The organism is Comamonas sp. JUb58, from assembly GCF_004364775.1.
In the GTDB taxonomy this organism is placed as follows: Bacteria; Pseudomonadota; Gammaproteobacteria; order Burkholderiales; family Burkholderiaceae_C; genus Comamonas.
Window position 1 is genome coordinate 1 of the sequence record NZ_SOAL01000013.1, and the last position, 24836, is coordinate 24836.

At 63.5% G+C, this 24836-nt stretch carries 20 protein-coding genes; 10 read left to right on the forward strand and 10 right to left on the reverse strand.

The features are described from left to right. Window positions 1–248 precede the first annotated feature (248 nt). Together EDF71_RS14925 and EDF71_RS14930 are read right to left on the reverse strand one after the other, a co-directional pair. Window positions 249–2489 (reverse strand): thioredoxin family protein, encoded by a 2241-nt coding sequence (locus EDF71_RS14925; RefSeq protein ID WP_133857376.1) that lies wholly within the window; start codon window positions 2487–2489, stop codon window positions 249–251. Window positions 2490–2730: 241 nt separating this feature from the next. Continuing rightward, window positions 2731–3030: a DUF4148 domain-containing protein gene (locus EDF71_RS14930; RefSeq protein ID WP_133857377.1), complete on the reverse strand. Its 300-nt coding sequence runs from the start codon at window positions 3028–3030 to the stop codon at window positions 2731–2733. Window positions 3031–3677: 647 nt separating this feature from the next. Here EDF71_RS14930 and EDF71_RS14935 point away from each other — a divergent pair. Continuing rightward, window positions 3678–4658: a tripartite tricarboxylate transporter substrate binding protein gene (locus tag EDF71_RS14935; RefSeq protein WP_133857378.1), complete on the forward strand. Its 981-nt coding sequence runs from the start codon at window positions 3678–3680 to the stop codon at window positions 4656–4658. 102 nt (window positions 4659–4760) lie between these two features. Here the strand turns inward: EDF71_RS14935 and EDF71_RS14940 are convergent, their stop codons facing one another. The 3 genes from EDF71_RS14940 to EDF71_RS14950 form a co-directional block, all read right to left on the reverse strand. Continuing rightward, window positions 4761–5798 (reverse strand): DctP family TRAP transporter solute-binding subunit, encoded by a 1038-nt coding sequence (locus tag EDF71_RS14940; RefSeq protein ID WP_133857379.1) that lies wholly within the window; start codon window positions 5796–5798, stop codon window positions 4761–4763. A gap of 89 nt (window positions 5799–5887) precedes the next feature. Then, entirely contained in the window at window positions 5888–7186 is a 1299-nt protein-coding gene (locus tag EDF71_RS14945) for a TRAP transporter large permease (RefSeq protein ID WP_133857380.1), read from the reverse strand. Then, window positions 7183–7767: a TRAP transporter small permease gene (locus tag EDF71_RS14950; RefSeq protein ID WP_133857381.1), complete on the reverse strand. Its 585-nt coding sequence runs from the start codon at window positions 7765–7767 to the stop codon at window positions 7183–7185. Before EDF71_RS14950 ends, EDF71_RS14945 begins: the two co-directional genes overlap by 4 nt. 280 nt (window positions 7768–8047) lie before the next feature. Here EDF71_RS14950 and EDF71_RS14955 point away from each other — a divergent pair, with 280 nt between their 5' ends. From EDF71_RS14955 to EDF71_RS14975, 5 genes are all read left to right on the forward strand, one after another. Beyond that, a complete protein-coding gene (locus EDF71_RS14955; RefSeq protein WP_133857382.1) occupies window positions 8048–8986 on the forward strand; it encodes a LysR substrate-binding domain-containing protein in 939 nt (312 codons plus the stop codon). A gap of 294 nt (window positions 8987–9280) precedes the next feature. After that, complete coding sequence (locus EDF71_RS14960) at window positions 9281–10180, forward strand: amino acid ABC transporter substrate-binding protein (protein WP_133857383.1); 900 nt, start codon at window positions 9281–9283, stop codon at window positions 10178–10180. Between the two features lie 124 nt (window positions 10181–10304). Then, window positions 10305–11060, forward strand: a complete 756-nt coding sequence (locus EDF71_RS14965; RefSeq protein ID WP_021026658.1) for an amino acid ABC transporter permease — start codon at window positions 10305–10307, stop codon at window positions 11058–11060. Window position 11061: 1 nt separating this feature from the next. Beyond that, window positions 11062–11733 carry an amino acid ABC transporter permease gene (locus tag EDF71_RS14970; RefSeq protein WP_021026657.1) on the forward strand — a complete coding sequence of 224 codons (672 nt, stop codon included), beginning with the start codon at window positions 11062–11064 and terminating at the stop codon, window positions 11731–11733. A gap of 24 nt (window positions 11734–11757) precedes the next feature. Continuing rightward, window positions 11758–12495 (forward strand): amino acid ABC transporter ATP-binding protein, encoded by a 738-nt coding sequence (locus tag EDF71_RS14975; protein ID WP_021026656.1) that lies wholly within the window; start codon window positions 11758–11760, stop codon window positions 12493–12495. A gap of 179 nt (window positions 12496–12674) precedes the next feature. On the opposite strand, the gene EDF71_RS14980 is transcribed toward EDF71_RS14975, so the two are convergent. Beyond that, complete coding sequence (locus EDF71_RS14980; protein ID WP_133857384.1) at window positions 12675–13580, reverse strand: amino acid ABC transporter substrate-binding protein; 906 nt, start codon at window positions 13578–13580, stop codon at window positions 12675–12677. A gap of 153 nt (window positions 13581–13733) precedes the next feature. Here EDF71_RS14980 and pyrC point away from each other — a divergent pair, with 153 nt between their 5' ends. The 4 genes from pyrC to EDF71_RS15000 all read left to right on the forward strand — a co-directional run bounded on the left by pyrC (window position 13734) and on the right by EDF71_RS15000 (window position 17282). Further along, window positions 13734–14777, forward strand: a complete 1044-nt coding sequence (pyrC, locus tag EDF71_RS14985; protein ID WP_133857385.1) for a dihydroorotase — start codon at window positions 13734–13736, stop codon at window positions 14775–14777. 20 nt (window positions 14778–14797) lie between these two features. Then, a complete protein-coding gene (locus EDF71_RS14990; RefSeq protein WP_243854322.1) occupies window positions 14798–15586 on the forward strand; it encodes a DUF3025 domain-containing protein in 789 nt (262 codons plus the stop codon). Between the two features lie 100 nt (window positions 15587–15686). Further along, a complete protein-coding gene (gene htpX / locus EDF71_RS14995) occupies window positions 15687–16565 on the forward strand; it encodes a protease HtpX (protein ID WP_133857386.1) in 879 nt (292 codons plus the stop codon). A gap of 357 nt (window positions 16566–16922) precedes the next feature. Continuing rightward, the gene (locus tag EDF71_RS15000; RefSeq protein WP_133857387.1) at window positions 16923–17282 is read left to right on the forward strand and encodes a YXWGXW repeat-containing protein; all 360 of its coding nucleotides are present in this window, start codon (window positions 16923–16925) and stop codon (window positions 17280–17282) included. Window positions 17283–17372: 90 nt separating this feature from the next. On the opposite strand, the gene EDF71_RS15005 is transcribed toward EDF71_RS15000, so the two are convergent. The 4 genes from EDF71_RS15005 to sbcD form a co-directional block, all read right to left on the reverse strand. Further along, the gene (locus EDF71_RS15005) at window positions 17373–17945 is read right to left on the reverse strand and encodes a hypothetical protein (RefSeq protein WP_133857388.1); all 573 of its coding nucleotides are present in this window, start codon (window positions 17943–17945) and stop codon (window positions 17373–17375) included. 261 nt (window positions 17946–18206) lie between these two features. Then, window positions 18207–19985 carry an FAD-dependent protein gene (locus EDF71_RS15010; RefSeq protein WP_133857389.1) on the reverse strand — a complete coding sequence of 593 codons (1779 nt, stop codon included), beginning with the start codon at window positions 19983–19985 and terminating at the stop codon, window positions 18207–18209. Between the two features lie 118 nt (window positions 19986–20103). Then, the gene (locus EDF71_RS15015) at window positions 20104–23544 is read right to left on the reverse strand and encodes an AAA family ATPase (RefSeq protein WP_133857390.1); all 3441 of its coding nucleotides are present in this window, start codon (window positions 23542–23544) and stop codon (window positions 20104–20106) included. Continuing rightward, entirely contained in the window at window positions 23541–24779 is a 1239-nt protein-coding gene (sbcD, locus tag EDF71_RS15020; RefSeq protein WP_133857391.1) for an exonuclease subunit SbcD, read from the reverse strand. Before sbcD ends, EDF71_RS15015 begins: the two co-directional genes overlap by 4 nt. Window positions 24780–24836 lie beyond the last annotated feature (57 nt).

Consider the following 24836-nt stretch of genomic DNA (forward strand, 5'->3'; position numbering starts at 1 on the left):
CAGCCCATCAATACCATGCGCTTGGTAGCTATTTGTCCACTGACGCAGGAGTGAAGCATGCAAGCCTGCCTGCTCGGCCAAGGCCCTGTTGCTTACCCCTCCTTCCAGATACTTCTGGACCATCTTGAGCTTAAAGCTCTCATCGTATTTCGCCATGAAAAACACCCCATTGGTTGGACTGGTGTCCAACTTTTGGGGTGCAGTTCACAACCGGCGCTTTTCTTATGGGGAGTGCTGTGAACAGCGGCTTAGAGCTGCGTCACTGCATCCACCACTTCCTTGACGCTCAGCACCTCGGACAGGATCTGCGGCGCCTTGCCCGGTGCATACAGCACATAGACCGGCACGCCGCTGCGGCCCAGCTGGTTCAGCGCCTGGGTGATCGCAGGGTCCTGGCGGGTCCAGTCGGCGCGCAGCAGGTTCACCTGCTTGTTCTCAAAGGCGGCCAGCACCTGGCTGTCGCTCAAGGTGGTGCGCTTGTTGTACTGGCAGGTGACGCACCAGGCTGCGGTGAAATCCACAAACACCGGCTTGCCAGTGGCATTGATCTCGCTGACCTTCTGCGCCGACCAGGGCTGCCACAGCGCGCCGCTGGCCTGTTGGCCGGGCGCGGGGGCGGGCGTGGTCAGGTTGTGGCCCATCGCAGTGGCCAGGTAGAGGCCACCGGCCAGCGACAGCACGGCAAAGCCCCAGCGCGCACGGCCTTGCAAGCCGAGCGCCCAGACCAGGGCCGCCAGCAGCACCAGCAAGGCCAGCAGCGTAGCCGCGCCATCGATGCCGCTTTGCTGGCCCAGCACCCAGACCAGCCAGACCACGGTGGCGAACATCGGGAAGGCCATCGCGCGGCGGAAGGTGTCCATCCAGGCGCCTGGGCGTGGCAGCCAGCGCACCACGGCGGGGATCCAGCTGGCCAGCAGATAGGGTGCGGCCATGCCCAGGCCCAGCGCGGCAAACACCAGCAAGGCCTCGGCAGCCGGCATGCTGACGGCCAGGCCCATTGATGCACCCATGAACGGTGCCGTGCAGGGCGAGGCAATGGCCACGGCCAGCACACCGCTCAGGAAGGCATTGGTAACAGGGCTCTTGGCCTGCTTGCCTGCCAGGCTGCTGGGCACAAAACTGCCAAACTCAAACATGCCCGCCAGGTTGAGGCCAATCACGGTAAACAGCGCTGCCAGCGCGGCAATGACCAGCGGCGACTGCAACTGGAAGCCCCAGCCCAGCTGCTGGCCGGCAGAGCGCAGCGCCAGCAACAGCGCGCCCAGCGCCAGGAAGGACAGCACCACGCCCGCCGTGTAGGCCAGGCCGGCTTGGCGCTGGTCGCGCAACTGGCTGCCGTGGGCGGTAAAGCCCAGCACCTTGAGCGCCAGTATCGGGAACACGCAGGGCATCAGGTTCAGGATCAGGCCGCCGATGAGGGCGCCCAGCAGTGCCAGCCAGAGGCTGCCTGAGGAGACCGGTGCCGCTGCAGCAGCGGACTGTGCATTGTTGGCCAGCGCGGCCGCCAGCTCGGGCGAGACCTGGGCCACGGCTGCGGCCTTCCATTGGCCGCTGATGGGTGCCACGGTGCGCCAGCCAATGGCACCATCGATAGCACTGTGCTTATCGGTGGTCAGCACCAGTGGAATGTCCTCCGGCGTCTGGCCCCGGTTGGCCGACAGCGGCACCACGGCCGTCCAGTCCGCGCCCTCCCATTGTTGGTGGAAGTCCTGGCCGTCCTGCATTGCATGGTGCAAGGTGTCGGGGCTCTCGCTCAGCACCTGCAGGCTTTGGCCCTGCAGCGCAGCGGGCAGGCCGGAGACGCGCAGCTTCAGCGTCTCACCATCGACGCTGGCCTGGCTGCTGCCTTGCAGCGCGACGGGCGCCTGGGCATGGGCCTTGGCAAAGCGGTCGGCCAGCAGCGCAGTGCTGCTCTTGGTGGGGATGGTCAGGCTGAACTGGCCTTCTTCCGGAATACATTCGACGCGGCAGATCAGCCAGTTCGCATGCAGCCGCACCGTCACATCGCGGGCATCGGCCGAGAAATTGCTGGGGATCTGTACCGTGACGGGCAGCAGCACCTGGCCTTCGTAGCCATAGTTCACCAGGCTGCCAATGCGTATCGGGTGGGGCGTGGGCCAGGCGATCTCGCCAGCATCCCAGCCGGGTGGCAACTGCCACTGCAGCTGGGTGGGCAGGCCGGAGTCGCCGGGGTTGGTCCAGTAGGTATGCCACTCGGGCTGGTGGTCCAGCAGCAGGCCCAGTTCAATGCTTTTGCCGGGCTCAATGCCTTGGGGCGCCAAGGCCACCAGCTCGGCCCGCACGCGCGGTGTGGTCACCACATTGCTGGAGGAGGCGCTGGAGGCTGTGTCCATCCCGGGGGCGCTGGCGCCGCTGCCAATATTGAGCTTGATCTGGGCTTGCGCGTGGCCAGCGGTGGCGCACAGCACGAGCAGCATCAGCGTAAAAAAAAGCGCTTCGATCGAGCGGCGCAGGGAAACATGGGGCATATCGCGTGGTACCTGAAAGTCTGGCGGTGAGAGCACAGGATACGGAGAGAGGTTCCCGGATGATAGAACCTGTTGCAAGTCAGCGCACGCGATGGTGGTGCGTTGTGAGTGCCCGATCCATAGCCGGGTCCAGACGCAAAAAGGCCGCTGCGGGGCAGCGGCCTGTGCCGGTGGAGCGGGGAGTGTGTGCGCCGCTCCAGGGTCAAGGTGCCGGCACGTCAAGCGCCAGCGAGCGGAGGCCTTATTCGCCTTCCAGGATCGAACCGTTGGCCAGCGCTTGGCGAGCGGCCTGGGTCACTTCAGCACGGCTCAGTTGGCCCTTGCCTTGTTCGTAGGCGTTCACAGTCGACTGGTTGCCTTGGGCAATCATCGTGTTGGTCTTGCGGGCTTCAGCCAGCTGGGCTTGCACATCGGCGCGGCTCACGGCGCTGGTGGCAGAAGCTTGAGGGGCGATGGAACGATCGCCTTCAAAAGGGTTGGCTTGGGCAACGGTAGCACCCAGGGCCAGGGTTGCGGCGATAGCGAGAATACGTGCGTTCATTTTTCTTTCCTTTGGTATTGCGTTCGGCCTGGTGGTCGACTCGCGTCGTTTTTTGCTGCATCTGCAACCCGATGTGGCTTGCGCTGCAGCTTTTGTTTAACGATGGAATGAAGTTTATATTGGTATCTATCTTCGATAAATAGCCAAAAATCAAACGGATTGTTCCGAAATCTGGGTGAATTAGCTTGGAACTTTTACAAATATGTGACAGCTAACCCTGGTATTAACCCTAGATTAGGGTATTTGCCTGGGGTATAAATTGCCTATGTTTATTTGATATTAAGTAGAAGGAAACTATTAAATAAATAGTGTCATCCGCCTCGCTGCGATCCGCTTGCCATCCGCTGCCTTGGTGGTGCCAGGATCCAGGCACGGTCTCAGCCATTTGGCGTCCGTAGATGGCGCGCCATGCTGCCATGAACGGGATTGGGCAGCCATCTGCAGCAGCTTGCAGTCTTGCCCGAACACCCTCTCCAAGACGCCTGCGAGACAAATGGCCGCTGCTGCTGAACAGCAGCGGTCCCACCCTGTGCAACCATCAGGTCATAGCGGCTGCGAATGGTGGGATTGCTGGCAAATATTAGACAGCCCTCGCAGCCCTGCCCACAATGGGCTGACAACAACCGGACAGACACAGGAGACATTGCATGGACATGACCCAGCGCCGCCATTTCCTCACCACCCTCGCCGCCGCAGCGGGCGCCGCCAGCGTGCCGCAATGGGCGCAGGCGCAAACGGCCTACCCCAACAAGGCGGTGCGCGTGATCGTGCCCTTTGCCGCAGGCGGCACCACCGATGTGGTGGCCCGGCTGGTGATGCAGAAAATGGGCGAGCTGATGAAGGGCACCTTTGTCATCGACAACCGGGGCGGCGCCAACGGCATGATCGGCACCGGCGAAGTGGCCCGCGCACAGGCCGATGGCTACACCCTGCTGTTCAATACCGCCGGTGCCCAGACCCTGAGCCCGGTGATCTACAAGGCGCCCTATGAGGCCGCTGCCAGCTTTGCGCCGGTGGCCAAGGTCTGCTCGGTGGGCTTCATCATCATCGCCCGCAAGGACCTGCCCGCCAATTCGCTGCAGGAGCTGATTGCGCTGGCGCAGAACAAGGACAAGCCGCTGACGGCCTCGTCGGGCAGCGCCATCATCAACCTGATCACCGAGCAGTTCAAGCATGTGATCAAGGCGCCGCAGATCATCAACGCGCAGTACAAGGGCACCAGCCCGCAGATGCAGGCCGTGGTGTCCGGCGAGGTGGATTTCTCCTTCGACTCCTTTGCGGCTGTGGAGATGATCAAGGCCGGCAAGGTCAAGGCGCTGGCCGTGGTGCTGCCCCAGCGTGCCGCGTCCTTCCCCGATGTGCCGACCCTGGTCGAGCTGGGTGTCAAGGACATGGAGTTCAGCTCCTGGGCCGGCTTGCTCGCGCCCAAGGGCACACCCAAGGAAATCGTCGCCGCCCTGTCGCAGAACATCGACAAGGTCATGCAGATGCCCGATGTGCTGGCCAAGCTCAAGCAGTACGACTACATCCCCGTGAAGACCACGCCCGAGAGCTTTGCGCAGGAGATCCAGGCCGAGACCGACCGCTGGAAGCAGGTGGTCAAGTCGACGGGCTTCAAGATCGAATAAGGGCGGCAGCCTGCTGCGCTGCAGGCAGGCGAGGCCTGAAGCAGCGGCCATAAAAAAGCCACCGGCTTCAACCGGTGGCTTTGTCGTTGAGGCCTGCAGCGCTTACTGCTTGCGTGCAGCAATCGCCTTCTCGGCGGCGGTCACCAGGTCGGCGCCCACTTGCTGCTTCCACTTGTCATACACCGGGCGGGTGGCCTTCACAAAGGCCTCGCGCTCGGCAGCGCTCAGCTCGGTCACGGTGACGCCATTGGCGCTCAGTTCCTTGACCAGGGGCTTGTCCGCCTCGATCATGCCTTTGCGCGCAATGGCGATTTCTTCCTGGCCGGCTTCGATGGCGGCCTGGCGCACGATGTCCTGGTCGGCCTTGCTCCAGCTGGCCCAGATGTCCTTGTTCACGACAAAGATCAGCGGGTCATTGATGTAGCCCCAGAGGGTCATGTACTTCTGGCCCACGGTGTTGAGCTTGGCCGCCTGGTAGACGGCTACCGGGTTCTCCTGGCCGTCCACGGCGCCGCTGGCCATCGCAGGCTGGGCATCGGCCCAGCTCATCTGCGTGGGGTTGGCGCCCAGCGCACTGAAGGTGTCCACAAACAGCGGCGAGCCGACCACGCGGATCTTGAGGCCCTTCATGTCGGCAGGGGTCTTGATCGCATGCTTGGAGTTGGAGATTTCGCGGTAGCCGTTCTCACCCCAGGCCAGGGGCACCACGCCGGCTTTTTCCAGGCGGGCAAACAGGCGCTTGCCGGGCTCGCCCTGGGTCAGCGCATCGGCTGCGGCATAGTCGGGCATTAGAAACGGCAGCGCAAACAGGTTCAGCTCTTTGATTTGCGGCGACCAGTTCAGGGTGGAGCCGACCGCCATGTCGATCACGCCCTGGCGCAGTGCCGAGAACTCCCGCGTCTGGTCGCCCTGCACCAGCGACACGCCGGGGTAGAGCTTGATGTTGATGCGGCCCTGCGTGCGCTCGCGCACCTTGTTGGCCCAGATCTCGCCGCCCTTGCCCCAGGGGAAGGCCGTGCCCAGCACCAGCGACATGCGGTACTCGCTTTTGTAGTTGCCCTGGGCCTGCACGGCGGGGGCGGCAAAGCTCAGCGCCGCAGCGGCGGCCAAGGCGGTGGCGAGGAATTGACGGGTTTTCATGGTGTTGTCTCCGGGTGGTTCAAGGGGAAATTGTGCAAATCCAGGGGCTGGGTCGCGGCGTTGGCGCCTGTACCCAGCCCGGGCTCCAATCAGTAGCCCAGCTTGGCGGGCAGCCACAGGGCCAGTTGCGGGAAGGCGATGACCAGCACCATCACGCAGAACATCGCAAACAGCATCCAGCCGACCCAGCGCACGGTCGATTCCATGCGCACGCCGGCAATGCGGCAGCTGACCATCAGGTTCACCGCCAGCGGCGGGGTGAACTGGCCCAGCGCCACCTTCAGGGTCAGGATCACGCCAAACCAGACGGGGTCCCAGTGGTAGTGCTGCATGATGGGCATCAACAGCGGCACAAAGATCAGGAAGATGGAGATGCCGTCGAGGAACATGCCCACGGTGATCAGCATCAGGATCAGCAGCGCCATCACACCCCATTCGCCCAGGCCCGAGTTGACGATGGCCGTGGTGATCGGGTCGATCACGCCCAAGGTCGACAGCGAGAACGCGAAGATGCCGGCCAGCGAGACGACGATCAGGATCACCGCCGACAGTTCGCCAGCCTCGCGCAGGATGGGGAACAGATCGCGCACACCAATCGTGCGGTGCACGACCATGCCGACGAAGAGGCCGTAGAACACCGCGACCACGGCCGCTTCGGTTGGCGTGAACCAGCCCATGCGCATGCCTCCCAGGATCAGCACCGGCGCGGCCAGGCCCCAGGCCGCTTCGCGCAGGCTCTTCCAGAACTCGGGGCGGGGCAGGCTGGCTTCCAGTGCGCCCATCTTGTGCTTGCGCGACATCCAGACCGCCGGGACGATCAGCGCCAGGCCTGCCAGAATGCCGGGGATCATGCCGGCCGCAAACAGCGCCGGGACCGAGGCACCCGGCACCAGCACCGAGTAGATGATGAAGGCCACCGAAGGTGGAATTAGGATATCGGTGGCCGCAGCGGCACCGACCACGCTGGCCGAGAAGCTGCCGGGGTAGCCGGCGCGGCGCATCGCCGCAATCATCACGCCGCCCACCGCCGCCGCATTGGCGGGGCCGGAGCCCGAGATACCGCCCAGGAACATGGCCACGGCAATGGCCACCAGCGGCAGCATGCCCGGGCCGCGCCCGACGATGGCCACGGCAAAGTTGACCAGCCGCAGCGCCACGCCGGAGCGGTCAAAGATCGAGCCCACCAGCACAAACATCGGGATGGCCAGCAGCGGGTACTTGCCCAGGCCGGCGTAGAAGTTCTGCGGAATGGCCAGCAGGCCAAACCATTGCGCATCGGCATTGGCCAGCGCAATGGCCACGGCGCCCGCCAGGCCCAGCGCGGCGCCAATGGGCACGCCCAGCAGCATCAGCGCGATAAAGCCGATAAAGAGCAGGGTGGCAATCATGCGTGCTCCTTATTGGCAGCATCGCTGCCTTCGGAGAACACATGGGCAAAGCTGGCCCGGCCCTGGCGCACATACAGGCCCAGCGCGCGCAGGGTGATCAGCGCAGAGAACACCGGCAGCCAGATGGAGTACCACCACTGCGGCACGCCAATGCCGGGCGAGGTTTCCTCGTAGCGGTAGTCGTCATACACGACGCGGATGCTGAGCACGCAGATCAGCGCAAACAGCAGGGCCACCGTCAAGGCGCCAAAGCGGGCAAAGGCCTTGCGCCGGCGCGCGTCGCCACGCTCGGCAAAGTATTCGATGCGGATATGCAGGTTGCGCGCCACCGCTGCCGAGCCGGCCACCATGGCCAGCAGGATCATCAGGAACACCGAGATCTCCTCGGTCCAGGCAAAGGAGCCATCGGTGAAATAGCGCACGATGACATTGCCAAAGGTGATGAGCGCCAGCAGCGCCATGATCACGACCGTGAGCCAGTCTTCCAGCCACAGCCCTTTGGCTGGGGCGGGCTCGCTGGGGAGGGAGGAGGAAGGGTCAGCGCTGCTGCCGCCCGAAGCATGAGGGGAGGGTGATGCCATAACAACCGGTCGCGAGAGGGCTTGGCAGAGCCAAGGGTGAATGCGGAAAACACAAACCGCCTTGTGGGCGGACCATCGGTATCGGATAGATCGGTATCTGCGGCAGCGCCGCGCCTGGCAGGTGGGCCAGTGGGGCCCGATTATGGCCTCGAACGGAGGGCTTGCAAGCCATCCTTTTCCCGGGGATGGGCTGCCGCAGTCGCGCTTGTTGCGGGCGCTGGCCATCCATCTGGCCCGCCAACTTGCAGCAGACGCCCATTGGCGTGTGGATAATGCGCGGATGGAAACCAAGTGGCTTGAAGATTTTGTGAGTCTGGCGGAAACGCGCAGTTTCAGCCGGTCGGCGCAGTTGCGCCATGTCACCCAGCCGGCATTCTCTCGGCGGATTCAGGCGCTGGAGTCCTGGGCAGGGGCCGATCTGGTGGACCGCAGCTCCTACCCGACGCGGCTGACGCCGGCGGGCAAGACGCTGTACAACCAGGCCATCGAGATCCTGCAGGCGGTGCAAAGCACGCGCGCCATGCTGCGGGTGCACTCGTCCTCGGGCAAGGACATCATCGACTTTGCCGTGCCCCACACCCTGGCCTTCACCTTCTTCCCCACCTGGGTCTCGGGCCTGCGCAATGACTTTGGGCTGTTCAAGAGCCGCTTGATCGCCCTCAATGTGCACGATGCGGTGATGCGCCTGGTCGAAGGCGGCTGTGACCTGCTGATTGCCTACCACCACGAATCCCAGCCCATCCAGCTGGACCCGCAGCGCTATGAAATGGTGAGCCTGGGCCGCGAGGTGATGGCGCCGTATTGCAAGCCGGGGCTCGATGGCCTGCCGCTGTTCCTGCTGCCCGGCGCGGCCGAGGTGCCTTTGCCCTTCCTGGGCTATGCGCCCGGCGCCTACCTGAGCCGGGTGACCGACCTAGCCCTCAAGCAGGCGCCTGAGCCCGCCTATCTGGACCGGGTCTACGAGACCGACATGGCCGAAGGCTTGAAAGCCATGGCGATGGAAGGGCATGGCCTGGCCTTCCTGCCGCAAAGCGCGGCCAAGAAGGAGCTCAAGGCCAAGAAGTTGGTGCGTGCCGACTACCCCAGCTCGGCCCAGTGGGAGGTGGCGATGGATGTGCGCGCCTACCGCGAAAAGCCCCAGTCCAGCGACGCGGTCAAAACCGGCGCGCAGGCGCTCTGGGACTACCTCGTCTCCCGCAACACTGCCAGTAATCCATGACATCAATAAGAATATTGATATGTTGGATTTGCAGGGTAATTTCTAATATGCGGCTTAAATTTTCTGTGCAATGCTTGCGGATTGCTCGTGTTGCAGTTGGTTAGATGTACGCGATTTGTTCGAAAAAGGCTATGAATTGTTATCAGTTCATTGGCATTTTTCCGGATAATTGCAGCGCTCAGTCTGCTGGCATTATCTGGACGGACTGCACAATACGTGGCGTGTCAGTTGTCGCTTTGGCGTCTTCCGAGGCCAATAGTTGTCAACTTTATTGATTTATCTGGAGGTCTGATGATGAAGAAACATTTGCTGGCTTTTGCGGTCGCAGCGGTTGCTGCAGGTAGCGCGTTTGCGCAAGCGGGCGATACGCTGGCCAAGATCAAGTCGTCTGGCAGCATCACCCTGGGTGTGCGCGAGTCTTCGGGCCTGGGCTACACGCTGGGTAACGGCAAGTATGTTGGCTTCCACACCGAGATGGCTGAGCACGTTGTGAGCGACCTGCAAAAGCAACTGGGCCTGGCCAAGCTGGAGATCAAGTACCAGCCCGTGACCTCGCAAAACCGCGTGCCTCTGGTGCAAAACGGTACCGTGGATCTGGAGTGCGGCTCCACCACCAACAACCAGTCGCGCCAAAAGGATGCTTCTTTCGCCTTCACCACCTATGTGGAAGAAGTGCGTATCGCTGTGAAGGCCAACTCCGGCATCACCGGCATCAAGGACCTGAACGGCAAGACCATCGTGACCACGACCGGTACCACGTCGGTGCAGACCCTGCGCAAGAACAAGCGCGCTGATGGCCTGACCTTCAAGGAAGTCATGGGCAAGGACCACGCTGACAGCTTCCTGATGCTGGAGTCCGGCCGTGCCGACGCCTTCATCATGGACGGCTCCATCCTGGCCGCCAACATCTCCAAGTCCAAGGCACCAGCTGACTACAAGGTCGTCGGCGAAGTGCTGTCGGTCGAGCCTATCGCCTGCATGCTGCGCAAGGACGACACCGCCTTCAAGAAGGCTGTGGACGACTCCATCGTGCGCCAGATCAAGGATGGCTCGCTCGAGAAGCTGTACGACAAGTGGTTCATGCAACCTATTCCTCCAAACAACGTGAAGGTGGGCCTGCCGCTGTCGGCTGCAACCAAGGATGCTTGGGCTAACCCGAACGACAAGCCCATGGAAGCCTACGAAGTCAAGTAAGCACACCATTTAGGTACCGCCCTTCCAGCCTGGGGTTTGGGGGGGCGTTTTTGTTGGTACTGGTTTCTGTCAGTTGCGACCAGGCACCAAACATTGCTACAAAGACAAAAAAAGAGGTAGTCCTATGAATTGGGATTGGCAAGTATTTTGTGAAGACACGATTGAGCGCCAGGTCGTGCAGGGCTGTTTCGGTAAAAACGGCGATGTCACGTATCTGGACTGGTTGTTGTCTGCGTGGGGATGGACTATCTCCGTTTCCTTGTGTGCGCTGGTGATCGCGCTGGTGGTGGGCTCCATCATCGGTACCCTGCGTACCCTGCCTGACCGGCCCTGGACGGTGCGTCTGGGCAATGCCTGGGTGGAGTTGTTCCGCAACATCCCCCTGCTGGTACAAATTTTTCTGTGGTACCACGTCGTGCCCGCCATCTTCCCCGCACTCAAGCAAGTGCCTGGGTTCCTGCTGGTGGTGCTGGCGCTGGGCTTTTTCACCTCGGCGCGTATTGCCGAGCAGCTGCGTGCCGGTATCCTGGCGCTGCCCCGTGGCCAGCGTTATGCGGGTATGGCTCTGGGTTTCACGACCTTCCAGTACTACCGCTATGTGCTGCTGCCGATGGCGTACCGCATCATCATTCCGCCGCTCACCAGCGAGTCGATGAACATCTTCAAGAACTCGTCCGTGGCCTTTGCCGTGTCGGTGGCCGAGCTGACCTTGTTCGCGATGCAGGCGCAAGAGGAAACCTCTCGCGGCATCGAGGTCTACCTGGCGGTGACCGCGCTGTACATGATCTCGGCATTCGTGATCAACCGCATCATGGCCTTCATTGAAAAGAAGAGCCGTATCCCGGGCTTCATTGCCGCTGGCGGCTCCGGAGGTCACTGAGATGAATTTGAATCTTGATTTTTCGTTCTACAACTGGGACCTGATCCAGAACTTCATCATCAAGGGTCTGGTGTTCAGCGTGATGCTGACCATAGTCGCTACCCTGGGTGGTATCTTCTTTGGCACCTTGCTGGCACTGATGCGCCTGTCGGGCAAGAAGATCCTGGTGGTGCCTGCCACCATCTACGTCAACGGCATGCGTTCCGTGCCGCTGGTGATGGTGATTCTGTGGTTCTTCCTGCTGGTGCCCTTGCTGATCGGCAAGCCCATTGGGGCGGAGATGTCAGCGGTCATCACCTTCGTGGCGTTCGAGGCAGCGTACTTCTCCGAGATCATGCGCGCCGGTATCCAGTCCATTCCGCGTGGCCAGGTGTATGCCGGTCAGGCCGTGGGCATGACCTATGGCCAGAACATGCGTCTGGTGGTGCTGCCCCAGGCCTTCCGCAACATGCTGCCGGTGCTGCTGACGCAGACCATCATCTTGTTCCAGGACACCTCGCTGGTCTATGCCATTGGCGCCTACGACATGCTCAAGGGCTTTGAAGTGGCCGGCAAGAATTTCGGCCGTCCGGTCGAGGCCTATCTGGCTGCTGCCGTGCTTTACTTCATCATCTGCTTTACGCTGTCGTGGTTCGTCAAGCGTTTGCACAAGAAGATCGCCATCATCCGTTGATGCTGCAATACAAAGGATATCCAAATGATTGAAATGAAGAATGTCTCCAAGTGGTATGGCAGCTTCCAGGTGCTCAACGACTGCTCCACCAGCATCTCCAAGGGTGAGGTGGTGGTGGTCTGCGGTCCTTCGGGTTCGGGCAAGTCGACCTTGATCAAGACGATCAATGCGCTGGAGCCCATCCAGAAGGGTGAGATCTGGGTCAATGGCACGGCCATCCACGATCCCAAGACTGACCTGCCCAAGCTGCGCAGCACCGTGGGCATGGTGTTCCAGCATTTCGAGCTGTTCCCCCACCTGTCGGTGACCGAGAACCTGACCATCGCCCAGATCAAGGTGCTGGGCCGCAGCGCTGACGATGCCAAGGCACGTGGCCTGAAGATGCTCGACCGCGTGGGCCTGATGGCGCACAAGGACAAGTTCCCCGGCCAGCTGTCCGGCGGTCAGCAGCAGCGCGTGGCGATCGCCCGTGCGCTGTCGATGGACCCGAGCGTGATGCTGTTCGACGAACCCACCTCGGCACTCGACCCTGAAATGGTCGGCGAAGTGCTGGACGTGATGATCGGCCTGGCCCACGAAGGCATGACCATGATGTGCGTGACGCACGAAATGGGCTTTGCCAAGAAGGTGGCCAGCCGCGTGATCTTCATGGACGTGGGCGGAAAGATCCTGGAAGACTGCTCCAAGGAAGACTTCTTCGGCAACCCCGACGCGCGCCAGCCCCGTACCAAGGACTTCCTGGGCAAGATCCTGCAACACTGATTGCAGCCTATCTCGCACACGACCATGGCCGCTTATGCGGCCATTTTTTATGGGCGAATTGCTTTGGGGGTGGGGGCTGGCCTGCCGTGGACAGGCGGTTCCCCCGGGGCTGGACGACGCGCGCTGCGGATTAGCGCGGTGTGAGGAAGCTGGGGCCGCAGAACGCGGCCCAGGAAGCATCAGTTGTCGAACTTGTCGCTGGGGAAGCGCAGCATGTCGGTGAGCAGGTAGGACATCGGCACGTTCAGCGCAAAAGTCTTGCCTGGCAGCGGCGATTCAAACCACTTCTTGTACAGGCGCGTGATCTCGAAGTTCTGCGACAGCACGCGCATCTCGGCGTCGAAGACCTTCTTCATGCGCACATCGGTGTCGCGCATCATCAGCGACAGCGGCTCGATCGACATCAGCTTGCCGATCAGCTTGACCTGCTCGGGCTTTTCCGACTGCGCGCGGTGGGCAGCCAGCAGGATATCGTCCATCAGCCAGACATCGGCGGTGCCCGCTTGCACGGCCTTGAAGCAGGCGTCATGGGTGAGGCACTCGCTGTGCTGGATCTTGAGGCCGTTGACCGCCACGCGGCGCTCCAGCACCTGCAGCGAGGTGGTGCCCTTGGTGGTGATCACGCGCTTGCCCGAGAGGTCATCCACATCGTTGATGCCGCTGTCGGACTTGACCAGCATGCGCACGCCGGCAATGTAGTAGGGCAGGCTGAAGGACACATGCTTGCTCTCGCGCCGGTCCTTGGTGTTGGTGGTGTTGCTGCAATCGACATCAATGGCGCCGCTGGCCAGATCGGTAAAGCGGGTCTGGCCGTTGATGGCGCGGTACTGGATATCGAGCTTGGCCAGGCCCATGCTCTGCTGGAGCTTGGCGATCAGCGCCTGGCAGATGTCGATGGCGTAGCCGACCGGTTTCTTGGCTTCTCCCATCTCGTAGGCAAAAGGCAGTCCGTCCGGGCGGTAGCCCACGGTGATGCGCTGCGACTCCTTGATCTTGTCCCAGCTGTCGGGCAAAGGGGTCTGAGCCAGGCTGCTGCTGGCAATGCACAGCAGCACAGCGCCGCGAAAAATATGGTTTAGCCACATGTTGCACAGTCCTTGATTAAGAATTCCTACAAATACCTATGATACGCATAGAGGCTGTGTACTCTATGGGCACCTACCCTTAACATTGAGTTACTTTTACCCAATGCTCGGTCACAGCGATGACGCCCGCATGACCGGTGCGACAATGGAGGGATGAGCACCGCACCCTCCTCCATCAGCATCATCCGACCCGACGATTGGCACATCCATCTGCGCGATGACGCCGCCCTGGCCACCACGGTGGCCCATGCCGCGCGGCAATTTGCCCGTGCCATCGTCATGCCCAACCTCAAGCCCCCGGTCACAACCGCCGAGCTGGCGCTGGCCTACAAGGCGCGCATCGAGGCGGCGATCCCCCAGGGTTTGACGTTTGAGCCGCTGATGACCTTGTACCTGACGGACAAGCTCGCCCCCGAGGAGATCGTGCGCGCCAAGGCCGCCGGTGTCGTGGCCTGCAAGCTCTACCCCGCTGGTGCCACCACCAACAGCGACCATGGGGTGACCGATATCCGCAAGATCTACCCCACTCTGGAGGCGATGCAGCGCGAAGGCATGCTGCTGCTGGTGCACGGTGAGGTGACCGGCAGCGAGGTGGACCTGTTCGACCGCGAGGCGGCCTTTATCGACCAGCACATGGTGCCGCTGCGCCGCGATTTCCCCGAGTTGAAGATCGTGTTCGAGCACATCACCACGCGCGAAGCGGCCCAGTACGTGACCGAGACCGACCGCTTTGTTGGCGCCACCATCACGCCCCAGCATCTGCTGTTCAACCGCAACGCCATCTTTACCGGCGGTATCCGCCCGCATTACTACTGCCTGCCTGTGCTCAAGCGCGAGGAGCACCGCCTGGCCCTGGTGCAGGCCGCCACCAGCGGCAACCCCAAGTTCTTCCTGGGCACCGACAGCGCCCCGCATGCTGCCCAGCTCAAGGAACACGCCACGGGCTGCGCCGGCTGCTACAGCGCCCATGCCGCCATCGAGATGTATGCCGAGGCCTTCGACAAGGTCGGCGCGCTGGACAAGCTCGAAGGCTTTGCCAGCCTGCACGGTGCGGACTTCTACGGCCTGCCGCGCAATACCGACCGCATCACCTTGGTGCGCGAATCCTGGACCCCACCCGAGTCCTATCCCTTCGGCCAGGCCGACTTGAAGCCGCTGCGCTCGGGCGAAGCGCTGCCTTGGAAGCTGGCTGACTGAGCGTTTTGATCATTTGATGCGTGGATAAGCGCCAGGCCATTGCACCCGACGGGCCCCAGCCCGGCTGGTCGTCGCTGGATTGGCAGGCGCCCTGGCTGCAGCCCTACCGGGAGCTTGGCATGCGAATCAGTGCGCTGGACCGGCAAGGCCTGGCGATGCCCCATCTGCTCAACCACCTGGGTGACTGCGGCCGATGCTTTGTGCCGCAGTCCGCCCTGCCAGAGGGCGAGGCCTACGAAAGCTTTATCGCCCGCAGCGGCTGCGTGCCCACCCGCGAGCATCTACACGACGGGCTCAATGGCCTGGTCTGGCAGCGCTTTGCGCGTACCAAGGCAAGGCTCAATGCCTTGCAGGCCCAGGCCATTGCGCAAGCGGGCGGCATCGGGGCCAGCCGGGGCCCCTTGCGCGATGCGCTGACCCTGTTCGACGAAAACGGCGCTGTGCTGCTGGCGCCCGAAGCGCTGTGGCAGGCGCTGCTGCAGCGCCAATGGCAGCGGCTCTTTGTCGAGCTACGGCCGCTGTGGCAGCAGGCGCAGCTCATCGTCATCGGCCATGCGCTGCTGGAAAAGCTCATCAGCCCCAGAAAACCAATCACCGCGCATGTTTTTTGCCCCCCGCAGCCCTGGCGGATCGTGGACAATATCGACGAGGTCATCGCCGATTCTCTGGACGCTGCGCACCTGGCTGGCAAGCCCTTCACCCCCTTGCCGGTGCTGGGCGTTCCGGGATGGTGGCAGGCAAACGAGCAGGCTTCCTTCTACGATGACCCAGACGTATTTCGCTCGGCCCGACGGCCACAAATATCATAAGCACCCGCCGTCGCCATAAAGTGGAGGTAAGGTCTTGAATTAGCAAGACATTGCCCCCAGCTATCGAGCACTGTGTTCCCCTCCTTGGAGAATCAACCCCATGAAACGAATGTTCCTTTTTCTGGCGACCAACATCGCCGTCGTTGTGGTGCTCGGCATTGTCGCCAGCCTGCTCGGTGTCAACCGCTTTTTGACTGCCAATGGCCTGAACCTCGGGGCCCTGCTGGGCTTTGCCTTCATCATGGGTTTCGGCGGCGCCATCATCTCCCTGCTGATGAGCAAGCCCATCGCCAAGATGAGCATGGGCGTCAAGATCATCAACCAGCCCCAAAGCGCTGACGAAGCCTGGATTGTCGAGACCGTGCGTCGCTTCTCCGACCAGGCCGGTATCAAGATGCCCGATGTCGGTATCTACGAGGGCGAGGCCAACGCCTTTGCGACCGGCGCCTTCAAGAACTCGGCCCTGGTGGCCGTTTCCACCGGTTTGCTGCAAGGCATGACCCGTGAAGAGGTCGAGGCCGTCATCGGCCACGAGGTGGCCCACGTGGCCAATGGCGACATGGTCACGATGGCGCTAATCCAGGGCGTGATGAACACCTTTGTGGTCTTTCTCTCGCGCGTCATCGGCTATGCGGTCGATTCCTTCCTGCGCCGCAATGACGAGCAGAACTCGGGCCCCGGCATTGGCTACATGATCACCACCATCGTGCTCGATATCGTCTTTGGCTTCCTGGCCGCCATCATCGTGGCCTGGTTCTCGCGCCAGCGCGAGTTCCGCGCCGACGCCGGTGCCGCCCGCCTGATGGGCCGCAAGCAGCCGATGATCAATGCCTTGCACCGCCTCGGTGGCATGCATCCCGGCACCCTGCCGCAAAGCATGCAGGCCATGGGTATCACCGGCAGCCTGGGCAAGCTGTTCAGCTCGCACCCGCCGATCGAAGAGCGTGTGGCTGCACTGCAAAACAACCAGGTGCAATAAGCCTCGGCTTGCCGCCCTTCTCAAAAAGCACTGCCTCGGCAGTGCTTTTTTTGTGGGCGCTAGGCAAGCGGATCGGCGCGCTGTCGGCCGGGCCGCCCCGGCTTTTACCGGCGATTTACTCGCCGCTCACCGGGCGTTAAGCTGGCGCGCCTTCAATGGAGTTCTTGCAATGACTGGAGATACACCATGTCGCATACTCCCAACTCCAGGGACCCTCTGCAAAACTCCCTGCCGTGGTCTGAACGCGGACTCGGGCGATCCGCTGCGTTGTCTTCCTTGTCAATAGCTACGGCTATTGACTGCAAAAGACGCCTTGCGTCTCATCCCGATCCGCGTCCATCCCGCTTGGCGAGGGTCTTGCAGAGCATCCCTAGGCGTTCGGCCGCTTTGTGTGCCGGCGCCCTGGCGGTCGCTACCCTGGTGACCGGCTGCGTTGTCGCGCCGGCCGATTCCTATGCCTATGGCAACACAGGCGCGGTGGTGGTCTCGCCCCAGGAACCCCCAGCCCTGCAGTACGAGCCAGCCCCCGTGGCAGTAGCTCCGATCTCAACCCAAATCTGGATTGGCGGCTTTTGGGATTGGTACGGTGGCCGCTATGTATGGCGCCAGGGCCATTGGGCATCGCCTCCCCACCGTGGTGACCACTGGGTGCCCCGTGAATGGGTGCGCAGCCCACATGGCTGGCAAGCTCGTGGCGGCCATTGGGAACGTCGTTAAGACGCAGGGGCAGCATCGCCGCCCCTTAGCACTCCCTCAACCCACCGTTTGCCGCCTGGGTCCCGCACAGGGCTCGGGCTGCAGCGCGCTTCAGCGTATCGTGTAGTTCAGCTGAAACATCAGTGCGGACTTGCCCAGTACATTGAGCTGGCCGCCCCAGTGTTGGTTGTAGTTCCAGCCCACAGCGGGGATGGCGGTGACGCCCCAGCCGTTGCGGTTGTTGAGCGGGATCTTGCGGTGGTAGGGGTACTTGTAGCCGTGGATGACGCCACCGGTCAGCTTGAAAAACAGCTCTGGCGTGCTGGACAGCGGCTGGAACTGCCAGCCGTAATAGGCGTACTGGCTGGGCTGGCCAAAGGAATTGCTGAAATAGGCAAAGCCGACCAGCTGGTGGGCATCGAGCTTTTTCTCGGCATTGACCAGCCACACATATTTGTGCCGCTCGTCATCGGGCTCGAAGTCGCGCTCTTTCTTCGCGTTGGAGTAGTGGTAGGTATAGGGCGAATAGCCAAAGCTCCAGCCCGACAGCACCGAGCTGTCGCTGCCATCCGGGTCGTCAACGTTCGCTGTCCAGACGGAACCGGACAGCGCACACAGCAAACCCGCGCTCAGGCCTGCTGCGCCCAGGCGCAATGTAAGGGTGTGGGAAGTCGATCCGGACATGGGCAACCTTCAGCAGCATCAGAACAATCCAAAATTCTAGGATGGGCTGGCAGTGCTGGGGTCGCGGCTGTGGTGCCTCGGCCTCAAAGGTGTAAGCGGCCGTTTTTAAGGCTTTTTTAACAAATGATCCGGTAGATTGCAGGAGCCCGTTGGCGCGTGGCTGCCGACCAGGCGCAGGGTTCGGCCAGCCTCTTTCAGCAGCATCCCATCCCGCCATCTGGCGCCACAGCGCGCCATGGCGAGAGGGCATGCCCGCAAGACTTACAAAGCGCCGCCCGAGCCGCGCGAGCCCGACGAAGGCACCGCCAACCCCAGAATGGCGCAGGCCACCGCCTCACCCACCTTGATACCATCGACACCCGCCGACAGAATGCCGCCCGCATAGCTGGCGCCTTCACCTGCAGGGTACAAGCCCCGCGTGTTGTCGCTCTGAAAATCAGCGCCCCGGCCAATCTTGACGGGCGACGAGGTGCGGGTCTCCACACCGGTCAGGATGGCATCGCGCATGTCATAGCCACGGATCTTCTTGCCAAAGGCGGGCAGGGCCTCGCGCATGGCCTCGATCGCATAGCCAGGCAGGGCCTGGTGCAGGTCGCCCAGCGCAATGCCGGGCTTGTACGAGGGCTCCACGTTGCCAAAGGCGGTCGATGGCGTACCGGCGACAAAATCGCCCACCAGCTGGCCGGGCGCGCTGTAGTTCTGGCCGCCCAGCAGATAGGCTTTGGACTCCAGCTGGCGCTGCAGCACGATGCCCGACAGCGGGTGGAAGGCGCCGGGCGCCTGCGCCTCCACGCCATAGGTCTTGCCGCCAAAGGCCCAGGCAAAGCTCTCGGCGTCCTGCGGGTAGTCTTCGGGGCTGATCGCGCAGACCATGCCGGCATTGGCATTGCGCTCGGCGCGGGAGTACTGGCTCATGCCATTGGTGACCACGCGCTCGGGCTCGCTGGTGGCCGCCACCACGGTGCCGCCCGGGCACATGCAAAAGCTGTAGACGGCGCGGCCGTTCTTGGCATGGTGCACCAGCTTGTAGTCGGCTGCGCCCAGCAGCGGGTGGCCGGCATCCTTGCCCCAGCGTGCGCGGTCGATGACGCTTTGCGGGTGCTCGATGCGAAAGCCCACCGAGAAGGGCTTGGCCTCCATGGCCACGCCCCGCTCGTAGAACATCGCAAAGGTGTCGCGCGAACTGTGGCCCAGCGCCATCACCGCATGCTGGGTGGGCAGGGTGTAGCTCTCGCCACTGCTCTGGTCCAGCACCTGCAGGCCCACCAACTGGCGCGCATCGCCTTCGACCAGCACATCGGCGACCTTTTGCTCGAAGCGGATCTCACCGCCCAGGCGCACGATCTCCTCGCGGATGCCCTCGACCACCTTGACCAGCTTGAAAGTGCCGATGTGCGGGTGGGCGGTGAACAGGATCTCCGGCGGCGCGCCGTAGGTGACGAACTCCTGCATCACCTTGCGGCCCATGTGGCGCGGGTCCTTGATCTGGCTGTAGAGCTTGCCGTCCGAGAAGGTGCCTGCGCCGCCTTCGCCAAACTGCACATTCGATTCCGGCGTCAACCGGCGCTTGCGCCACAGGCCCCAGGTGTCCTTGGTGCGCTGGCGCACCGTCTTACCTCGCTCCAGCACGATGGGCTTGAAGCCCATCTGCGCCAGCACCAGCGCCGCAAAAATGCCGCAGGGCCCAAAGCCCACCACCACCGGGCGATCCTGCATATCGGCAGGCGCCTGGCCCACCGGGTGCCAGGACATATCGGGCGTCGGGTTCACATGCGAGTCGGCCGTGAAATGCTGCAGCAAGGCCGCTTCCTGCGCGGGATCTGCCAAGCGCACATCGACGATGTAGACCGCTAGCAGCTCGGACTTGCGGGCATCAAAGCTGCGCTTGTGCACCTGCAGCTGGGCAATGGCCGCCGGCTGCAGGCCCAGGCGCTGGGCAGCCAGCTGGCTGAGCGCCTCCTGGGGCGCGTATTCGGTGTGGTTTTCGGGGTGGTAAGGCACCGCCGAGAGGGGGAGTTTGAGTTCTGCGATCCGGATCATGGCTTGTACCTATCAAGCAAGGGCATGGATGGTAGCCGATATGGCCGCAGCAGGGCGGCCAGGCGGGGCGCATCCACATGGCGCATTAAGGTAAGCACCTTGATCAACCTGCCGTTGTTCAGCTTTGTAACTCTAAGCGGGAGTATCCAATTCCCGCCCCCTTCTCCACCCGGATCTGCGCCGGGATGCGCTCCTTGAGCGCCTCCACATGGCTGATGATGCCGATCATCTTGCCGCTGGCGTTCAGTGTGTCCAGCGCCGTCAGCGCGATCTCCAGGGTGTCGCCATCCAGGGTGCCAAAGCCTTCGTCCAGGAACAGCGAGTCGATCGAGGTCTTGCTGCTGACCAGGTCGGACAAGGCCAGCGCCAGTGCCAGGCTGACCAAAAAGGCCTCGCCCCCCGACAAGGTGCGCGTGTCGCGGGCGACATCGCCTTGCCAGCTGTCAACGATGTCGAGCTCCAGCTCGCCGCTGCTCTTGCGCTGCAGCAGGTAGCGGCCATGCAGCCGCGCCAGATGGCCGTTGGCCAAGGCCAGCAAATGGTCCAGGGTGAGGCCCTGGGCAAACTTGCGGAACTTGTCGCCCTTGGCCGAGCCGATCAGGCCATCGAGCCGCTGCCAGAGCTCGCTGTCGCGCTCCTGCGCCGCAATCTGCGCCAGCAAGGCCTGCTGGCCGCTGCGGCGCTGGTCGTCATCGGCCAGGCGTGCGCGCTGGGCGCCCATGCGCTCGGCCGTCTGGTTGCGCTCGTCCTCCAGTGCCTTTACCTGCTCATCCAGCGCTTCGGGAGCCTCCTCCGTCAAGGCCTGGGCCTGCAACTGCTGGTGCTGTTGCGCGGCTTCCTCGGCCACCGTGCCAGCGCGCTGCAGCGCCAGCTGCAAGGCATCGCGCTGCTGGCTGAGCCGCTCCAGCTCGCCCGCTGGCAGCAGTGCTTGTGCAAAGGCCTGTGCATCGGCAAAGGGGCTGGCCTGCAAGCCCTGGGTCCAGGCGGCCTGGGCCTGCGTCTCGGCCAACTGCCGCTCGGCCAGTTGCTGGCCCGCTTGCTGGGCCTGGCCGTCCAGGCTGGCCAGCGTTTGGCGGGTCTGTTCCAGCAGCGCTGCGCAATCCGCCAGCGTGGCGGGCAGCGCGATGGTCGCGGCACCGGCCAGCGCGGGCGCGGTGGCATGCGCCAGGCGCTGCTGCCATTGCTGGGCCTCTTGCGCACACTGGCTGGCCTGGAGCTGCTGCAACCCCAGTTGCTGGGCGACGCTTTGCAACTGCGTGCTGTGCTGTTGCCACTGCTGCCATTCCTGCTGGCGGGCCTGCAACCAGGCATCGTCGCCGTTGGCGGGTGGCATCGCCAGGCCCAGCGGGGCCAGGCTGGCTTGCAAAGCGGCCTCGGCCGTGTGGGCCAGCGCTTGCACCTGCTGTACCGTCTGGGCCAGGCGTTGCTGCTGGCTGTGGTTGTCTTGCTGGCTCTGCTGCAGGCGCGCTTGCGCATGCTGCGCCTCTTGCAGGGCTTGCGCGGCTGCATGTGCGGTGTCTTTGGCGCTTTGCAGCGCTTGCTCGGCGGCCTCGGCCGCTGCCAAAGCCTGCTGCAAATGGGCGGTTTGCGCGGCGCTGGCTTGCTGGGCCTCGGCCAGGGCTTGCGGCTGCTGCCAGGCGGCCTCGGCGATGGGCTGGGCCATGCGCGTGCTCAACGCCAGCCATTGCTGTTGCCAAACGTCCAGCCGCTGCTCGGCCGCTGTGAGCTGGGCTTGCAGACTGGTCTGCTGGGTCTGGGCAGCGGCATGCGCGGCACTGAGCTGCTCACCCTGCTGCTGCAGCGCTTCCAGCTCGGCCTGGGCCGCATGCAGCGCGGCTTCGGTGGCGGTCACATCGAGCGCCGCATAGGCTGCTATGGCGGGGTGCTCATGGGCGCCGCAGAGTGGACAGGCCTCTCCAGGCTGCAGGGCCTGGCGGTGGGCTTCCAGGCTTTGGATGCGCTGCTCCTGGGCCAGCAGTTGTTGCTTGTCGCCCACCCGTTCCTTCTGGGCCTTGTACTGGCTGCGCAAGGCCGCCAATGCCTGTTGCTGTTGCAGCAGGGGTGCGGCACCGGTCTGCAGCGCATCGCCCAATTGCTGGGCATCCTGCGCCAGCGGTGGGCGCTGCTGAGCGTGTTGCAGTAGCTGCTGCCAGGCTTGCTGATGTTGTTCGGCTGTTTGCCAGTGGGCGCGCAACTGGCCCAGGCTGCCGCCATGCGGCGCCAGTCGGTTTTGTTGCGCGGTCTGTGCTTTCTGCGCCGCTGCGTCAGCTTGCTGCTGCGCGGCTTGGGCTTGCTGCAGTTGGCTGGCTTGTGCCGCCATCTGCTGCTGCAGCGACTGGCCTTGCTCCCGGGTTTGTTGCAAGCTGGCTTGCTCTTGCGCCAACTGGCGCTGTTGCTGCTGGCGCTGCGCCAGCTGCTCGCGCCAGCCACTGAGCTGGTCGCCCAGCGCGGCATGGGCGGGGTGCTGCTGCAGCCAGTGCTGCAGATCGCTCTGCTGGGTTTGCAACTGCTGCAGAGCCTGCTCGGCCCGCTGCTGGGCCTGCTGCACCAAGGTGCTGGCATGCTGCTGCAGCTGCCATTGCTGGTGCTGGGCATCGGCCAGGCGGCTCTGCAATTGGGCCTGCTGGGCCTGGCCCGCTGCGGTGGCGGCTTGTGCCTGCTGCCAGGCCGCATTAAGCGGGGCAATCGCTTGTGCCGGGCCATGGGCCTGCAGGCGCTGCAGATCGGAGGCGGCCGCCTGCAGCGCTTGCTGGGCGTGCTGCAGGCGCTCTTGCGCCAGCTGCTGCGCCTGCGCGGCTTGGGCGGTTTGCTGCTGCCAGCGCTGCAGGCTTTGCAGCGCGGCATGGCGCGTCTGCAAGCGGGAGAGGCTGTCTTGCAGTTGCTGGGCTTCGGTTTGCAGCTGCGCGCGCTCGGCCTCGGGCAGCAGCTGCATGCCGCCCGCCTGGGCCTTGTCGCGCTCCAGTGCCTGGCGGGCATCGCGGGCGCGCTCAAACACGGTTTGCGATATCTGGCTGTAGATGTCGGTGCCGGTCAGCTCTTCGAGCAGTTCGGCGCGCTCATTGGCATTGGCTTGCAGAAACGCAGCAAACCCGCCCTGGGCCAGCAGCATCGATTTGGTAAAGCGCTGAAAGTCCAGACCGGTGATCTCGGCCATCTGGCGCAGTTTGTCGCTGCTGTGGGTGCTGAGGATTTCTCCATCGGCCACGCGCGCCAGTTCCACCTTGGGCCCTTGCAGCGCACCGCTGGCCTTGTCGCGGGCGCGGCGCTGGCTCCAGAAGGCACGGTAGACAGTGCCCTTGACCTCGAACTCCACCTCGGCCAGGCAGTCGGCCGTGTGGCGCGTCATCAGGTCATTGCTGCCGGCGCTGATGGTGGCCAGCCGGGGCGTCTGGTGGTAGAGCGCCAGGCAAATCGCATCGAGCAAGGTGGATTTGCCCGCACCCGTCGGGCCGGTGATCGCAAACAGGCTGTTGTCGGCAAAGGGCGCGGCGGTGAAATCGATGCGCCACTCGCCTTTGAGCGAGTTCAGGTTTTTGAGCCGCAGGCTGCGTATCTTCATAGTGGCTCCCCGCTGGGGTTGGCCAGCGACTGCAGCACGCTCTGGTAGCGCGCGGTCAGTGCCTGCTGCAGCTCGGCGTCCATGGTCTCCAGCGCTAAGCGGCGCTCAAACACCTGCGCCGGTGTCAATGCATCCAGCGCCTCGTCGGCGGGGCCATTCCACTGTGCCGCTGCTTTTCCGCGTTGTCGTTTGACCCGCAGCAGCTGCAAGGGCAAACCTTCGGCCAGCGCCTGCACGCGCAGGGGCAGGTCGGCCAGGTAGTCGTCTTCCTCGATCGTGATGTCCAGCCATACCTTTTTGTCCGCCTGGGCCTGCGTGCTGGCCTGCTGCAGTGCGGCCGGCAAGGCGGCCAGGTTGCAGCGCAGCGCCACCATGGGCTGGAGCACCGGCACGGGCAGGGCGCTGACCGCCTGCAAGCCCGGCTCTCCCAGCTCAACCAGCAGCAGCTGTTTGGTCTGGCGCGCCTCGTCAAAACCCAGTGCGATGGGTGAGCCGCAGTAGCGGATGTGCTCCAGCCCACCCACTTTTTGCGGCTGGTGGATATGGCCCAGCGCGATGTAATCCACAGGGGGAAAGGCCTGGGTCGGAAAGGCCTCCAGCGCGCCGACATAGATCTCGCGCACCGATTCACTGCTGCTGGCGCCCACGGTGGTGAGGTGGCCGGTGGCGATGATGGGCAGCTGCCGCCCCAGGCTGGCCTGCAGCGCAGCCTGCTGCTGCAGTGCCGCCTCATACACCTGCTGGTAGGTCGCCTGGATGGCCTGCTGCAAGGCCAGCTGCTTGTCTTGCGCGCTTTGCTCGGCCTGGCTTTGCAGCACATCGCGGGGGCGGATAAAGGGCAGCGCGCAGACGATGCAGCCGGGTGTGCCATCGCGGCGCGGCAGGATGCGCACATGCTGCGCGGGCGCGCCGGTGGCGGCAATCACCTGGGTGCCCAGGTGCTGCAGCAGGCCACTGCTTTCTTCCAGCACCGCGACCGAATCATGGTTGCCTCCCAGCACCAGCAGCGCGACACCGGCCTGGTGCAGGCGGGCGATCAGGCGGTTGTAGAGCGCGCGGGCATAGCTGGGGGGCGCGCCGGTGTCAAAAATATCGCCTGCGATCAGCACCGCATCGGCAGCTTGCGCCGCCACCTGTTCCAGCAGCCAGTCGATCAGCGCACTGTGCTCGGCCTGGCGGCTTTGGCCCATGAAATGCTGGCCCAGGTGCCAGTCCGAGGTGTGAATGATGCGCATGTGTGGGAGAGGGGGTGGAGAGATCGCAGAGACCCTGTCGATGGTAGTCGCTGGGCG

What these genes read in the sequence shown, in the direction of transcription:
- EDF71_RS14940 (WP_133857379.1), bottom strand. Translation starts at nt 5,798, where the DNA reads ATGAAAACCCGTCAATTCCTCGCCACCGCCTTGGCCGCCGCTGCGGCG.
- EDF71_RS14955 (WP_133857382.1), top strand. Translation starts at nt 8,048, where the DNA reads ATGGAAACCAAGTGGCTTGAAGATTTTGTGAGTCTGGCGGAAACGCGC.
- EDF71_RS14965 (WP_021026658.1), top strand. Translation starts at nt 10,305, where the DNA reads ATGAATTGGGATTGGCAAGTATTTTGTGAAGACACGATTGAGCGCCAG.
- EDF71_RS14980 (WP_133857384.1), bottom strand. Translation starts at nt 13,580, where the DNA reads ATGTGGCTAAACCATATTTTTCGCGGCGCTGTGCTGCTGTGCATTGCC.
- EDF71_RS14950 (WP_133857381.1), bottom strand. Translation starts at nt 7,767, where the DNA reads ATGGCATCACCCTCCCCTCATGCTTCGGGCGGCAGCAGCGCTGACCCT.
- EDF71_RS14970 (WP_021026657.1), top strand. Translation starts at nt 11,062, where the DNA reads ATGAATTTGAATCTTGATTTTTCGTTCTACAACTGGGACCTGATCCAG.
- EDF71_RS14930 (WP_133857377.1), bottom strand. Translation starts at nt 3,030, where the DNA reads ATGAACGCACGTATTCTCGCTATCGCCGCAACCCTGGCCCTGGGTGCT.
- pyrC (WP_133857385.1), top strand. Translation starts at nt 13,734, where the DNA reads ATGAGCACCGCACCCTCCTCCATCAGCATCATCCGACCCGACGATTGG.
- EDF71_RS14960 (WP_133857383.1), top strand. Translation starts at nt 9,281, where the DNA reads ATGAAGAAACATTTGCTGGCTTTTGCGGTCGCAGCGGTTGCTGCAGGT.
- sbcD (WP_133857391.1), bottom strand. Translation starts at nt 24,779, where the DNA reads ATGCGCATCATTCACACCTCGGACTGGCACCTGGGCCAGCATTTCATG.
- EDF71_RS15010 (WP_133857389.1), bottom strand. Translation starts at nt 19,985, where the DNA reads ATGATCCGGATCGCAGAACTCAAACTCCCCCTCTCGGCGGTGCCTTAC.
- htpX (WP_133857386.1), top strand. Translation starts at nt 15,687, where the DNA reads ATGAAACGAATGTTCCTTTTTCTGGCGACCAACATCGCCGTCGTTGTG.
- EDF71_RS15005 (WP_133857388.1), bottom strand. Translation starts at nt 17,945, where the DNA reads ATGTCCGGATCGACTTCCCACACCCTTACATTGCGCCTGGGCGCAGCA.
- EDF71_RS14925 (WP_133857376.1), bottom strand. Translation starts at nt 2,489, where the DNA reads ATGCCCCATGTTTCCCTGCGCCGCTCGATCGAAGCGCTTTTTTTTACG.
- EDF71_RS15015 (WP_133857390.1), bottom strand. Translation starts at nt 23,544, where the DNA reads ATGAAGATACGCAGCCTGCGGCTCAAAAACCTGAACTCGCTCAAAGGC.
- EDF71_RS14975 (WP_021026656.1), top strand. Translation starts at nt 11,758, where the DNA reads ATGATTGAAATGAAGAATGTCTCCAAGTGGTATGGCAGCTTCCAGGTG.
- EDF71_RS14935 (WP_133857378.1), top strand. Translation starts at nt 3,678, where the DNA reads ATGGACATGACCCAGCGCCGCCATTTCCTCACCACCCTCGCCGCCGCA.
- EDF71_RS14945 (WP_133857380.1), bottom strand. Translation starts at nt 7,186, where the DNA reads ATGATTGCCACCCTGCTCTTTATCGGCTTTATCGCGCTGATGCTGCTG.